This window comes from Sphingomonas sp. (assembly GCF_048595155.1).
Lineage (GTDB): Bacteria > Pseudomonadota > Alphaproteobacteria > Sphingomonadales > Sphingomonadaceae > Sphingomonas_I.
Genome location: NZ_JBMDXN010000060.1, coordinates 1 through 12,600 on the forward strand (window position 1 = coordinate 1; position 12,600 = coordinate 12,600).

Annotated in this window: 13 protein-coding genes; 9 read left to right on the forward strand and 4 right to left on the reverse strand. The window is 63.0% G+C overall.

Annotation, left to right across the window (positions count from 1 at the left end):
- The 8 genes from ACOJSI_RS10070 to ACOJSI_RS10105 form a co-directional block, all read left to right on the forward strand.
- On the forward strand, positions 1 to 730 hold a 730-nt coding region (locus ACOJSI_RS10070), incomplete at its 5' end, for an aldo/keto reductase (protein WP_420138150.1).
- Positions 731 to 794: 64 nt separating this feature from the next.
- A complete protein-coding gene (locus tag ACOJSI_RS10075) occupies positions 795 to 1,082 on the forward strand; it encodes a hypothetical protein (RefSeq protein ID WP_420138151.1) in 288 nt (95 codons plus the stop codon).
- Positions 1,079 to 1,798 (forward strand): dienelactone hydrolase family protein, encoded by a 720-nt coding sequence (locus tag ACOJSI_RS10080; RefSeq protein WP_420138152.1) that lies wholly within the window; start codon positions 1,079 to 1,081, stop codon positions 1,796 to 1,798. Before ACOJSI_RS10075 ends, ACOJSI_RS10080 begins: the two co-directional genes overlap by 4 nt.
- A 120-nt stretch (positions 1,799 to 1,918) precedes the next feature.
- On the forward strand, positions 1,919 to 4,393 hold the full coding sequence (gyrB, locus tag ACOJSI_RS10085; RefSeq protein ID WP_420138153.1) for a DNA topoisomerase (ATP-hydrolyzing) subunit B: 2,475 nt from the start codon (positions 1,919 to 1,921) through the stop codon (positions 4,391 to 4,393).
- Positions 4,394 to 5,370: 977 nt separating this feature from the next.
- Positions 5,371 to 6,327 carry a hypothetical protein gene (locus tag ACOJSI_RS10090; protein ID WP_420138154.1) on the forward strand — a complete coding sequence of 319 codons (957 nt, stop codon included), beginning with the start codon at positions 5,371 to 5,373 and terminating at the stop codon, positions 6,325 to 6,327.
- 38 nt (positions 6,328 to 6,365) lie between these two features.
- Entirely contained in the window at positions 6,366 to 6,863 is a 498-nt protein-coding gene (locus tag ACOJSI_RS10095) for a hypothetical protein (RefSeq protein WP_420138155.1), read from the forward strand.
- Between the two features lie 394 nt (positions 6,864 to 7,257).
- The gene (locus ACOJSI_RS10100) at positions 7,258 to 8,196 is read left to right on the forward strand and encodes a DUF5996 family protein (protein ID WP_420138156.1); all 939 of its coding nucleotides are present in this window, start codon (positions 7,258 to 7,260) and stop codon (positions 8,194 to 8,196) included.
- A 1,125-nt stretch (positions 8,197 to 9,321) separates the two neighbouring features.
- The gene (locus tag ACOJSI_RS10105) at positions 9,322 to 9,795 is read left to right on the forward strand and encodes a hypothetical protein (RefSeq protein WP_420138157.1); all 474 of its coding nucleotides are present in this window, start codon (positions 9,322 to 9,324) and stop codon (positions 9,793 to 9,795) included.
- 113 nt (positions 9,796 to 9,908) lie between these two features.
- Here ACOJSI_RS10105 and ACOJSI_RS10110 read toward each other — a convergent pair whose 3' ends face one another.
- Genes ACOJSI_RS10110 through ACOJSI_RS10120 form a run of 3 tightly spaced genes read right to left on the reverse strand, consistent with a single transcriptional unit; the run spans position 9,909 to position 10,629 of the window.
- Complete coding sequence (locus ACOJSI_RS10110) at positions 9,909 to 10,145, reverse strand: hypothetical protein (protein ID WP_420138158.1); 237 nt, start codon at positions 10,143 to 10,145, stop codon at positions 9,909 to 9,911.
- A gap of 24 nt (positions 10,146 to 10,169) precedes the next feature.
- The gene (locus tag ACOJSI_RS10115) at positions 10,170 to 10,436 is read right to left on the reverse strand and encodes a hypothetical protein (protein WP_420138159.1); all 267 of its coding nucleotides are present in this window, start codon (positions 10,434 to 10,436) and stop codon (positions 10,170 to 10,172) included.
- A complete protein-coding gene (locus tag ACOJSI_RS10120; RefSeq protein WP_420138160.1) occupies positions 10,408 to 10,629 on the reverse strand; it encodes a hypothetical protein in 222 nt (73 codons plus the stop codon). Before ACOJSI_RS10120 ends, ACOJSI_RS10115 begins: the two co-directional genes overlap by 29 nt.
- A 362-nt stretch (positions 10,630 to 10,991) precedes the next feature.
- On the opposite strand from ACOJSI_RS10120, the gene ACOJSI_RS10125 reads away from it, so the two are divergent.
- Positions 10,992 to 11,834 (forward strand): hypothetical protein, encoded by an 843-nt coding sequence (locus ACOJSI_RS10125; RefSeq protein WP_420138161.1) that lies wholly within the window; start codon positions 10,992 to 10,994, stop codon positions 11,832 to 11,834.
- Between the two features lie 134 nt (positions 11,835 to 11,968).
- Here ACOJSI_RS10125 and ACOJSI_RS10130 read toward each other — a convergent pair whose 3' ends face one another.
- Positions 11,969 to 12,298, reverse strand: a complete 330-nt coding sequence (locus ACOJSI_RS10130; RefSeq protein ID WP_420138162.1) for a hypothetical protein — start codon at positions 12,296 to 12,298, stop codon at positions 11,969 to 11,971.
- Between the last annotated feature and the right edge of the window lie 302 nt (positions 12,299 to 12,600).

The window sequence follows — 12,600 nt, forward strand, 5'->3', positions numbered from 1 at the left end:
CGCGCTGCGTGCCGGCGTCGACGCGGGCATGACGCTGATCGACACCGCCGAAATGTATGGCGAGGGCGCGGCCGAAAGCCTGATCGGCGAGGCGCTGGGCGACCAGCGTGACGCGCTGTTCCTGGTCAGCAAAGCCTATCCGCATAATGCTGGACGGGATCGCTTGCCGAGGGCGTGCGAGGCCAGTTTGCGTCGGCTGGGGACGGACCGGATCGACCTATATCTGCTCCACTGGCGCGGCAGCGTTCCGTTGGGCGAAACAGTTGCGGCGATGGAGACGCTGCGGGAGGCGGGGAAGATCCGCCATTGGGGCGTCAGCAACCTTGATCCACAGGATATGGAAGAGCTGGTCGCGGCAGGCGGCGAGCAGTGTGTCACCGACCAGATCCTCTACAATCTCACGCGGCGCGGTCCCGAGCTGGATCTGCTGCCCTGGCTGCGCGCGCACCGCATGACGGCGATGGCCTACAGCCCGGTGGAGCAAGGACGCCTGCTTGCCAATCCCGCGCTCGCCCGGATCGCGCGGACACTGTCCGCCACCCCGGCGCAGGTTGCACTCGCCTGGTTGCTGCGTCGCGACGACCTGATCGTGATCCCCAAGGCGGGGACGGCGGACCATGCGCGGGACAATGCGGCAGCGGCGGATATCGTGCTGGATGCTGCGGCGATCGAAGCGTTGGAGGCGGCCTTTCCAGCGCCAAAATCGGCCCGTCCGCTGGAGATGCTGTAGCGTCGCAAGGAACGTTGTCGCGCGGCGGGGCTTCACTGTCTAACGGAGCAAGACAGGAACGATCATGACCGAAGCGCAATGGGGCGAAGGGACGAAATCGCCCGCAATCGACTGGCATATGAGCGCCGCACTGCAGAATGTGCCGCGCGGGGACGGCGATCTGGCCGAAGTGACGAGCCTGCAGCGCGCGGTCGCAACGTGGCTGGAGCTTGATCCGCAGCATCGGGCCGATGCGACGCTGACGCCGGAACGGGCGGTGCTGCTCGACGGCGTGGCGCACACGCATTTCCAGGGCGAGGCCATCGCTATGCTGGTGGATCATCTGCCCGCCAACAGCGACGGCCCGGCATGAGCGTACGTCCCGTCGGTTATCGCGACGAGGAAGTGGCGCTGGTCGGCGAGCTTCACCGCCCCGAGACCCATAATGGCGCAGCGGTGCTGGTTGTCCACGAAGCCGATGGGCTCGGCGGCAATGTGCGCCGGCGCTGCGCGCTGCTGGCCGAGCGCGGCTATGTCGCATTCGCGGCCGATCTCCATGGCGGTGGACAGACGCTGTACGGCGAGGAGATGTCCAGCGCGGTCGCGGCCTTTCTAGCGGATCCGGAGCGGCTGCGCCGCCGCACGGCCGTGGCGCTGGATACCTGCATGGAGCTGGCCGGCACCGACGCGGATCGCACGGTCGCGATCGGCTATTGTTTCGGCGGTACCGCGGTGCTGGAACTGGCGCGGTCCGGCCGCGAGCTTGCCGCCGTTGCCAGCTACCACGGCCTGCTGGCCACGCGCCGTCCCGCGGAGCGGGGTGCGATCCGCGCCAGGATCGCCGCCTTTACCGGCGGCAAGGATCCCCTGGTCCCGCCGCACGACGTCGCCGCGTTCCAGGAGGAAATGGCGGCAGCCGAAGCCGACTGGCAGCTGAGCGTCTATGGTCAGGCCTGGCACAGCTTCACCAATATCGGCGTGCAGGACTCGTCCGATCCGCGCATGCGCTACGACCCGATGGCGGACCGCCTGTCCTGGGATGCGGGCCTTGCCTTCCTGGATGCGGCGATCGGCGCCACGCGGGGCTGATCGCCCGCGCATTGCCGGCGGCGCCGGGGCGCGGCCAGCGCGGCGCCGCCCGTCGCGGGCGGGTGCGGCGCTGCGTCCATTTTGCTTGGGTTCTTGCGCCTGAATCCCTATATCCTTGCTATGGCAATATCCCAAGAATCCGAAGATTACGGCGCATCCTCGATCAAGGTCCTGAAGGGCCTGGACGCCGTCCGCAAACGCCCCGGCATGTATATCGGCGATACCGACGACGGGTCGGGCCTGCACCACATGGTGTTCGAGGTGTCGGACAATGCGATCGACGAAGCGCTGGCCGGGCATTGCGACAAGATCGTCATCCAGCTGAATGCCGACGGATCGGTCTCGGTCGAGGATAATGGCCGCGGCATCCCGACCGGCATCCACCCCGAGGAGGGCGTGTCGGCGGCCGAGGTCATCATGACCCAGCTCCACGCCGGCGGTAAGTTCGAGAATACGTCCGACGATAATGCCTATAAGGTGTCGGGCGGCCTGCATGGCGTCGGCGTGTCCGTCGTCAACGCTCTGTCCGAATTCCTGGATCTCACGATCTGGCGCGACGGCGAGGAGCATTATATGCGCTTCGCCCATGGCGACGCGGTCGCGCCGCTCAAGGTCGTCGGCGCGGCCCCGGTCGGCAAGAAGGGCACCCGCGTCACCTTCCTGCCGAGCCCCGCCACCTTCAAGATCACCGAGTTCGATTTCGAGAAGCTCGAGCATCGCTATCGCGAGCTCGCCTTCCTCAATTCGGGCGTGCGCATCTTCCTGGTCGATGCGCGCCATGCCGAGCGGGTCGAACATGAATTGTTCTACGAGGGCGGGATCGCGGCCTTCGTCAAATATCTCGACCGCGCCAAGGCACCGCTCTTCCCCGATCCCATCTCGGTCAGCGGCCAGCGCGACGATATCGGCATCGATGTCGCGCTCGAGTGGAACGACAGCTATTACGAGCAGGTCCTCTGCTTCACCAACAACATCCCGCAGCGCGACGGCGGCACGCACCTGGCGGCGTTCCGCGCGGCGCTGACCCGCACGCTCAACAATTATGCCGACAAGTCGGGCATGATGAAGCGCGAGAAGGTCAGCCTGACGGGCGACGACATGCGCGAGGGCCTCACCGCGATCGTATCCGTCAAGCTGCCCGATCCGAAGTTCGGTTCGCAGACAAAGGACAAGCTGGTCTCGTCCGAGGTGCGCCAGCCGCTGGAAAGCCTGATGGCGGACAAGCTGGCCGAATGGCTGGAGGAGAATCCGCAGCATGCGCGATCGATCATCCAGAAGATCATCGACGCCGCCGCCGCGCGGGAGGCCGCGCGCCGTGCACGCGAAGCGAGCCGCAAGAGCGTGATGGGCATCGCCTCCTTGCCGGGCAAGCTGGCCGACTGCCAGGAGCGCGATCCGGCCAAGTCCGAACTGTTCCTGGTCGAGGGCGATTCCGCAGGCGGATCCGCCAAGCAGGGCCGCGACCGCCACATCCAGGCGATCCTGCCGCTGAAGGGCAAGATCCTGAACGTCGAACGCGCGCGCTTCGACCGCATGCTGTCGTCCAAGGAAGTCGGCACGCTGATCCAGGCGATGGGCACGGGCATCGGCCGCGGCGATTTCAACATCGAGAAGCTGCGCTATCACAAGATCGTGATCATGACGGACGCCGACGTCGACGGCGCGCATATCCGTACCTTGCTGCTGACCTTCTTCTACCGGCACATGCCCGAGATTATCGAGCGCGGGCATTTGTTCATCGCCCAGCCACCCTTGTTCAAGGTCACCAAGAGCCGCTCCGAAACGTATCTGAAGGACCAGCAGGCGCTGGAAGCCTATCTGCTGGACAACGGCCTGGCGTCGGTGATGCTGGATGGACCGGGCGGGCAGCGTTCGGGCAATGATCTGCGCGCGCTGGTGGAGCATGCGCAGCGCATGGCGCGGCTGATGGCCTATGTGCCGCGCCGTTATGCCCCCGACCTGATCGAGGCGCTGGCCCTGGCCGGCGCGCTGAACCCGGAGCTGGACGATCGCACCGCCGTATCCGGTGCGGTGGCGGGCTGGCTCGGCCGGGCCGATCCCGAAGCCAAGTGGGAGGTCGAGCCGACCGGCGACGGCGGCTATCATGCTCGCCGGATGTGGCGCGGCGTGACCGACCATCATGTCGTCGACGCGGCCTTCGTTCAGTCGGCCGAGGCGCGCAAGCTGCACAGCCTGGCCGGGGAGCAGGCGGAAAGCTATGCGGCGGTCGCCAAGCTGGTGCCGCTCGGCAAGGGCGAAGCCGAGGAGCCGGCGGCGGAAGGCGACGACGATGCGCCCGTGGTGGACAGCAAGGCGATCAAGCGCATCTCCCGCCCGTCCGAATTGCTGGAGGCGGTGCTGGCCGCCGGGCGCAAGGGCACCGCGATCGCGCGCTACAAGGGCCTGGGCGAGATGAATGCCGAGCAATTGTGGGAAACCACGCTCGACCCGGCCAACCGCGCCATGCTGAAGGTCGAGGTGAGCCAAGCGGACGTCGCCGACGAGATCTTCACCCGCCTGATGGGCGACGTGGTGGAGCCGCGGCGCGAGTTCATCCAGGACAATGCGTTGAGCGTGGCCAACCTGGACGTCTGAGGGTGCGGTCCGGCGGGTCCGGGCCGTACACGTGCCGATGCGTTGCCATTCGCGGGCGGGGCATCCGCCCACGAGCCGGTAGGTCGCGCCTATCCTTCGTACCTTGCTTGTCGGCTCGCGTGCGCGTGCCCCGAGGGCCGGCAGCGGGTTGAGATCTGGCGTTTTCGAAGCCTGCTCGCCGGGTGTGAAGGCGATGCCATCGCAGGCAAAAAACAAAAACACCAGAAACGAACTTGATGATTTGGGGTAGCGACGATCGTCGGGGGCCGCGAAGACGCGGCAATCCGGCGAGCCCGGCGGCGTATTGTGGCTAAAATCCACCCGATCCGGGCTGCCATCAACACCACTGCCAAATCTGAGAAAGAGCCTAAAGCGCGCGGGCGCTGTACGTCCCATGCGTACATTTGTCAAATTGTTCCGGGCGACTGGCGCGCTCTTGACCGCGGGCCGCAAGAACACCGTGATCGCGAGCTTCCGAGGATCGCCGCACCATTGGGACCGCGCCGAGCGGGCTGGCGAAAAGGCGATCATCGCGCGAATTTCGTCCGCTTTGATGAAGCGGCAGACGAGGGGAGCGAGGGGCCGCATCTCTTCGAAGAGCAGTTTCTCCGCCCCTTCGTCAGATTGCTCTTCGGCACTCGAAATTCTGAACCGCGCTTCGGGTCTGCTGCGCAATCATTCGTTACAAACTGGAAACATTGCAGCCACGGAATGTTTAGCGGGATGCTGCCGCTGTCCGGCAGCTCAGTAGCAGGCCAAGCAAGCGGCGGCCGCCGGAAGCGGAGGAAAACGGGATGACTTGGGGGCCATATCGGGACCAGCACGAGGCGCGGCAACGCGTTGGCGCCTTTGCCGATGCGGTGTCTCCGCGGCGGCTCGGTATCCTTTGGAGCAGTGGCAACGATGCTGTGTGGCTCCGGCCGCCTATCTACGACGGGGAGGGCTTCGGGCTAAGCCTTCTCGTGCGATATGATGCGATGCCGGTCATCGCTCCATCAAGCTTAGACAGGGCCCTTCACCACCTTGATCATTTCCTTGGCGGCGCGCTGACGCGCCTGGGGGAGGCGAAAGTTCAATCCTCGCAGGCGCAGCTGGCAATCGGGCAAGCACAAGCGGAGTTCCTGAAACGTAACGTCATCACACCGATCAACGCCTTTATCAGCCGACACGAGGCAGCAAAGGACGGCATCGCCGCAGCGCTTGATGTTTCGGCGGTCATCGCAGGCGGCGTTGCGCTGGCCGCATTGGCCGCTGGAGCGAGTACGGTCCTCGTTGGCGTCGGGCTCGCGTTGGGTGTGCTGGGAGGTTTGGCCGGACTTGCTCTGCTTTGGCAGGATGCAAAGCATTTGTGGTTTGTCCTGAACGGCAATGAGGCCGGGAAACTGGCCTTGGAGCATGATCCAAAATATATGTGGATCGAAGCCGTAGGCCCGCTGCTGGCTTTGCCGGATCTTGCCATGAGCGGGCGTGCCGCATTGCGTGAACTTGCCTCGGCCTCCACCCAAGCAGGGCGCGCAGCCCAGTTGACGGGCAGTGCCGAACGGCTTGCCGGAAATGAAGCACGTGAATTTCGCCAGATGATCGCCGATCCAGAGCAATCCGCCGCGTTCGTTATGGCTGCGCGCCAGCAGTCCGAGCTGCGAGCGCTTCAGTATAAACGGCTTCAGGCAATCACGCAGCGTATCAACCGCGACCTGATGCTAAAACGCAATGCTGTGCTCGCTTATAGCGGTGCGGCTTATGGAGCAGTGATGTACGGACTGCAGCCTCCCGAACTGGCCCAACGTCTGCTGCAAGGTGATCCAGGGCATGCCGGAAGCACTGCGCCAGCACAGGATCCTTACGCTCTTCTGGCCCCCGGCGGCAGCAATGGACCTGCGGGTCATATGCAAGTGACGGCGGTCGTGGCCACACGCGGTTCGCGCTCGCGATGACTGCTGGATCTACGCCCGTAAACCGGCCGCCGTTGAGCATGCCCAAGGCAGCGACCAACGCCTTGCTCTTCCTGTATCTTCTGATTGGGTCGATCCCGGCGATCTTGCTGATGGTTTTGCCGCAGTTGCTGCACTCGCATCACGACTTCCTGAATGATTATTTCCTGGTTTACCTGCTCATCGTCGGTGGGTGGCTACTCACGCTCTTGTTCGTCGTTCGAAGTGGGCGATTGATTGGCTTGCACCTGTTTCGAGGCACGGCATTTCTGCTGGCAGTGATGCTGCTGATCGGGCTCGCAGCAGCTGCGCTTGTCGCGATCGGAATAGCTGGGGACGGCACCCATGACGCGCGATTGGGGGGGCAATTCGGCCTCGGCGCATTCCTGATCTGCACGCCGGTGCTGTGGCTGCTGCTTCGCGCCTTGAAACGTGTGCGTTGGCTCGATCCGAGGTCTGCGCCGGAAGAATGGGAACCGCCCGTCAAACGCAACGAGGTGTTTCTTAAAACGATGACGAGGAAGGATCCCGCGGACTGAGCGAGAACACAACACCTCCGCGGACACACGATACGCAATCGACCTTTGCGGCGATATCGACTTTGTTCCGGCATGCGCACACCAATGGACGCTCGTCTCAGCCAAGCTGATGGAACATTGGACAGTGTGTCCGCGGCACAGAACGATCTTCCACGGGACTGACCCGCTTAGGCATCTAGCCGGACGCCGCCGTCGCGATGCTCGTCCTCTATCTCGATTGGGGACTGGCTCCGACCATATTGTATTTTGGCCTGCTCACCCGACGATCATTGGGGATGCCGGCGCATCTCGCCGCATAGATCGCGGGGATCGCGCTGCGCGGGGTGCGATACGGGCAATTGAGCGTGGCGAATTACGCCTTATGCTCGGAACCGCTCGTGGAAGGATCGACCCGATGACCCGCACCTGGCCCGATCTGTCGTCGATCGATCTCGCGCCGACGATCGAAGTGCTGCATCTTTGGACGCAGGTGGTGGGCAAGATCCGCCTGAAGATGACGCCGTGGGAAAATCACGGCTGGCATGTGCCGCTGTATCTGTCCGCGCGGGGGCTGACGACCGGCCTCATCCCCGCCGCCGGCCACTCGTTCACGATCGAGTTCGATTTCATTGCCAGCAGGCTGGAACTGCGGGCGACCGATGGCGCTCAGGCCGAGGTGGCGTTGCAGGCGCAAAGCGTGCGCGACTTTTACGAAGGGACGATGGCGGCGCTGGCGGACATTGGCATCAATGTGCGGATCGATCGCATGCCGTCCGAGATACCCGATGCCGTGCCGTTTCACGAAGACACGAAGCCGCGCGCCTATGATCCCGACGTGGCGGCAACCTATTGGCGCGCTTTGGTAGAGATAGGGCGCGTGTTCCAGATCTTCGGGACACGGTTCGTGGGGAAATGCAGCCCGATCCATTTCTTCTGGGGCGCGTTCGATCTGGCCGTGACGCGGTTCTCGGGTCGCAACGCCCCGCCGCATCCCGGCGGCGCGCCCAACATGCCCGATGCGGTGGCGCGCGAAGCTTATTGCAAGGAAGTATCGAGTGCCGGCTTTTGGCCGGGCCTGGAGATCGCCGCCGGCCCCAGCTTCTACAGCTACGCCTATCCGGCCCCGGAGGGCTTCGCCCAGGCGCCGCTCGCGCCATCCGCCGCGACGTTCGATCCGGCCCTGGGCGAATTTCTGCTACCCTATTCGGCGGTGATCGCCAGCGCCGATCCGGACGAGGCCCTGCTGCAGTTCCTGGAAAGCACCTATGCGGCGGCCGCCGATCTTGGCGACTGGGACCGGGGGCATCTCGAACGATCGTCCGGGCCGGTGGGCCATCCGCCGTTGGGGAGTTGACCTCCTCTCTCGCTATTCCATTGTCGATCCCATCCGCGCACGATAGCAACTCGCAGCGTGCAATACTCTCTCTGGAACTTTGCGGCACTTGCGGCCGCGATCTACTGCATAGCCAGGGCAGTCATCGATCTTCGTGCGCGTCGATACGTTTGGGGCTTCGTCGGGTTCGTAAGTGCGGGTGTGTTCCTGCTCACACCGATCCAAACACATGCCGTAAAGATCGATTTAACTGCGCCTAAGGCGTCGACGTCTGGCTAAGCCGTCATGCGAATTCATGGTTCGATGACCTAGAGCACAAAGACGCACAAGCTGACGTTCATTCCCGCAGCCGGCCGCTCGTTCAGTAGAAGAGCAAATATTGCGACGGTAAAAGATGCTGACTGCCATAGCCAGATCATATGCCGATCAGACCCAATGCGCGTCGATCGCGCCAATGGCGCTCGCGCGCCTTGCAGACGGGCCGTCAGCCCATAAGCTGTTCGCATGAGCCGCCCTCGGAGAGCCGTCCTCTGCGTCGTTCTGCTGATCGTAGTGGCGGCCGTGCTCACGCCGCTCGTCTTTCATCACCTCCGCTGGACGCAGTTGATCGAGCGGGAGGCACGTGATCAAGAGATTACGTATCGATGTGCGCGGCAGACTGGGGGGGTCGATTTCGATCCTCGGCTGGCGGGCACAACGGTCCTGAGCTTGATCGCGCGACGTAAGGGAGGCGAACGTACCTGGAAGGTAGTCGTCCCAGGATTGGCTCCGGTTTCGGCGACGGGCTTTCGTGCCGAAAGCGGGAGTATGGGTGGGTCGCAAGGCCTCCGCTGGATATCGCCAGGCGGCCGGAGGGAGGAGGTCCTTCTCTCGTTCAGCGACATCGTCGGCGAATTTGGCCCGGAGACGATCTGGGTTGATCGTTTGCCCGGAACCGGTCCCGGCCCCGGAGAACTGACCTGTGGGCCCGTCAGCCGAACTTTCCTTTCGGCCCTATGAATCGCGCGCTCCCGTGGATGCCGCGGTTCCTGCAATCTCGAGACATGGCGGAGAATCGTTGTTCGCGAACTGCAGGGGAGTGTCTGTCAGGAATGTTCTGACGCAGAACCATTCTGGCAGGAACCTCAAGACACGAAGGGCGCGCGCGTGAGGGCAATTCGACTCTGGGTTGCGGCGCTGGTGGTGAGTGTCGCGTGCGTGACCGTTCTTGAGCGGATATTCGTGCTGCGCTGGTGGCATCCCGCCTGCGCATCGTCGGATGGCTCATCGCCCTATGCGATAGGATTTCCACTCCCCTATTCGCAATGGACTGGCGCCAGCAGTTTGGAATATTGGGCATCCATTCCCGCGCTGCTCTTTAACGTCTGCGTCTTTAGCGTTCCGCTGTATTTCCTGATCAAATGGCTATTCAACATTCGATCGCGGTATAGGGTCGTCTTGAGAGCAGGCGTACTTGCTATTGTTGCTCTAGCGGCGACGGCAGCGATTGCAGGAATAGAGATTCTCCATGCCTTTTCACATTCGGTAGTGACGCTGGCGCGTGATGGAGAGTCTTTCTTCCAATATCGGCCGGTGTTGTTCGATCCGCCGAAGGGCAAGGCCTGCGATATCTACGACTGACCGCCAAAGCGGCCCCTCCCACAGCTGAGAGCCGGACGAACCGGCCGCGATGGCCTTACGCCTGAACGTCAGCCGAACGCTTCAAGTTGGTGAACGCGGTACGCACGGGCGGATCAGTGTTTCGCGGCGTTGCGATCGTGCTCGTCGCAGGTGAAGCTCAGCCGCCGGCTGGTGCCGGCATCGACGAGCGGGGTTTTGGCGAACGCGAAGCGCTGAACGCCGTTGCGCAGCTCCGTTCGTAGCGGGCCGGTGCCGAGCGGGTTGCCCGACATTATCAGCACGTGGTCATGCACCGTGCCCGCGCCGGGGGGCGCTGCGTAGCGGTAGCTCTCTTGCAGCCGCGAGCGCACTACCAGCCGATCGTTCCTGGCCTGTCAGCGGCCGCACGAAAGCCAGTATCCCTTCGCGAGGTCCAGCCCGCCCGCGGATTGTCGTCGCGCAACGAGGCCGATCGCGCGACCGCCGTCCTCGAGCATCAGCACCTCGATGCGGCCATCGTTGCGCGCGCCCTGTTCGACATAGCTCAAGAGGGGATGGGTTGCCGGCGCGGCCGTGACAGCCACCGCGATCAATGCCGCCGCGCGTACGCTCACCGTTGCACGCGCAGGTCGACTATGCCCATAATCGTCCTGTTGCGCCATTTTTGGGGGCTGTCGCTTCCAAGACACCGCTAAGACAAAGCAGTGCCACAACGATATAGACATTCACCGTTTCGATGCCTTGCATGGCAGCGCGGATGATGATTGCGCCGGAAACGATCGAATGAATGACGCCGACGGCCCGCCGCAGAGTCCAGGAATTATCACGCGCAGAAAAGCGCTGTCGCTTCGTCACGACGGCAGTCTAGCACGCATCCAACGGTGGGGCACAGTGAGAGCTCACGACGTGCGCAGCAGGCTTATTCGGGTCGCCGTCGTCTAGTCCCGCGCCCTTTCGCGATCCCAATTTGCTGACGCGCGGTTACGACGCGCCGCAAATCAGCGAGCGGCGGCTAAAGCGGCTCGGTTCGCCAGCGCAAATACGCCGTGATGCTCTTGCGGGCCCTGCGATAGTCGTTGTCCGGCTAGATCGCGTTACGCTAACGAGCCGAACATCGGCTATTTACAGTCGTGATCTCGCCCGGGATGATGTGGAGATTCAAGAATTAAAGGCCACGCTTCGCCCGATATTTGGGCCGATCGGCTGAGGGAGGAGTGATGCCAGCTCTTTGGTTGCTCGCAGCGGCTTGGTCCCTGCGCGCCGACGCGCCAGCCCTTACCCTGGCGCAAGCAAGCGCGATGCCGACTGCGCAATTAGGCGATGCCCTGCTCGCAGCAGGACATCCTAAGATCGTTGGCGCTCGGGTCGGCGTGCAGGGTATGGCGCCGCCCCCGCCGCCCAACACGCCGTTCCAGTCGCCCATCGAATTGATTGCCGAAGGGGCCGAGAGCAACGAGCCGGGCTTCTGCGAGAGGAGTGTCGCCCACATCTTACTTGCGCCCGTCATATTCGCAGGCACCCAAGCTCCTCCTGCCAGACCCGTTCACCTGGAAACCGAGCAGACGTACCGCTGGAGGACCAAGTCCAATGATGGGTCGTCTTGCGCGGGTGTCGGCAAGCGATATTTCAGTGTCGATCGAACAGACAAGCCGCAGGCATTTGCGCTGATCCGCGCTCTTGCCGGTCTTCAATCTCGCCTAAAGGACGGTCGAGAGATCAAGGCAAAGGTGCGGATCGACGACCGTGAAGCGATACAAAACCAGGAATTCGCACGGACCAACAAAGATCCTCGGATCCAACCAAGTCCTGCTGAAATGACCCCCATCGTCGACGGCAGAGTGGCGCTCATGGCTTTACCATTGGGCCAGATCAGCAGCATTACGCTGAACCTCCAAGGCTGGCACCGGCCCTTCGAAGACAAGGATCTTATCGGTGCTGGCGGGGTGCGCCGTGCGGTCGCATCACTATTCGCGGGTCGCGAATGGTCTGTCGACCTTGTGCTCGATCAAGGCAATATTGTTTTGGTTCACATCACTCACGAAGTTCCACCTCCATTTTGAGCGTCTACCCTAACGGCAAGCTGCGCGTTCTTCATTTCAACGCCTGAGGCGATCAACTCATTCCTTTTCGTAGTAAAGGGACGGACCCGTCATGGGGAGCGTCGTGATGCCCCAAAGGCAGGCGCAGGGTCGCATTATGCAATAGTCGGGACGATCCCGCTCTCGGCCCGAGTAGCGGCGCCGTTCGTTACCGCGGCGAGCGGGGTGGCAATTGAGGCGACGGTCGCGCCGATCTTATCTGCTTCGATGAGGCGGCAATCAGCGGGGAGGGGGCGGATCTTTTCGAAGAAGAGTTTTTCCGCCTCTTCGTCCGACTTCGCTTCGGGCAGCATGCTCTTCACGAAATCGACAATGCCTTCGGAGCGCGTCGGCCCGGGCAGAACCGAATATACGGGGAGTCCGGTGCCGACGGTCTGCGCTGCCAGGCTGCGGGCAATGGCGCGCTGCGCCGTTGGTGACGCCATAGTGGATCATTTTCTTGCGGGATAAGAGGCTGCTTACCGAATAGATGAAGATGGCGTGGCCTTAGCGGGACCAAAAACTATGAATCCCGGATGCTGGAGGAACAGGCTACTTCCGTATTGGTTTTCAGATGTTGAAATCTTTATCGTCCAGAACAGGGACGAGGCGGGACAAATTCATGCTTGCAAGCCGCTTTGGTGTCATCGTCTCGCTTTTGATCGGTATGCTGGCTGCATGTGCGGGACCGAAGCAGGGGCCGGCTACTGTAGCGGCCAACTCCACCTCCTTGCGGAGCGTCCGCTTT

Bases quoted from the DNA above. Each gene is read 5' to 3' on its own strand.
- ACOJSI_RS10075 (WP_420138151.1), top strand. From the start codon at position 795: ATGACCGAAGCGCAATGGGGCGAAGGGACGAAATCGCCCGCAATCGAC.
- ACOJSI_RS10080 (WP_420138152.1), top strand. From the start codon at position 1,079: ATGAGCGTACGTCCCGTCGGTTATCGCGACGAGGAAGTGGCGCTGGTC.
- gyrB (WP_420138153.1), top strand. From the start codon at position 1,919: ATGGCAATATCCCAAGAATCCGAAGATTACGGCGCATCCTCGATCAAG.
- ACOJSI_RS10090 (WP_420138154.1), top strand. From the start codon at position 5,371: ATGCCGGTCATCGCTCCATCAAGCTTAGACAGGGCCCTTCACCACCTT.
- ACOJSI_RS10095 (WP_420138155.1), top strand. From the start codon at position 6,366: ATGCCCAAGGCAGCGACCAACGCCTTGCTCTTCCTGTATCTTCTGATT.
- ACOJSI_RS10100 (WP_420138156.1), top strand. From the start codon at position 7,258: ATGACCCGCACCTGGCCCGATCTGTCGTCGATCGATCTCGCGCCGACG.
- ACOJSI_RS10115 (WP_420138159.1), bottom strand. From the start codon at position 10,436: ATGGCGCAACAGGACGATTATGGGCATAGTCGACCTGCGCGTGCAACG.
- ACOJSI_RS10125 (WP_420138161.1), top strand. From the start codon at position 10,992: ATGCCAGCTCTTTGGTTGCTCGCAGCGGCTTGGTCCCTGCGCGCCGAC.
- ACOJSI_RS10130 (WP_420138162.1), bottom strand. From the start codon at position 12,298: ATGGCGTCACCAACGGCGCAGCGCGCCATTGCCCGCAGCCTGGCAGCG.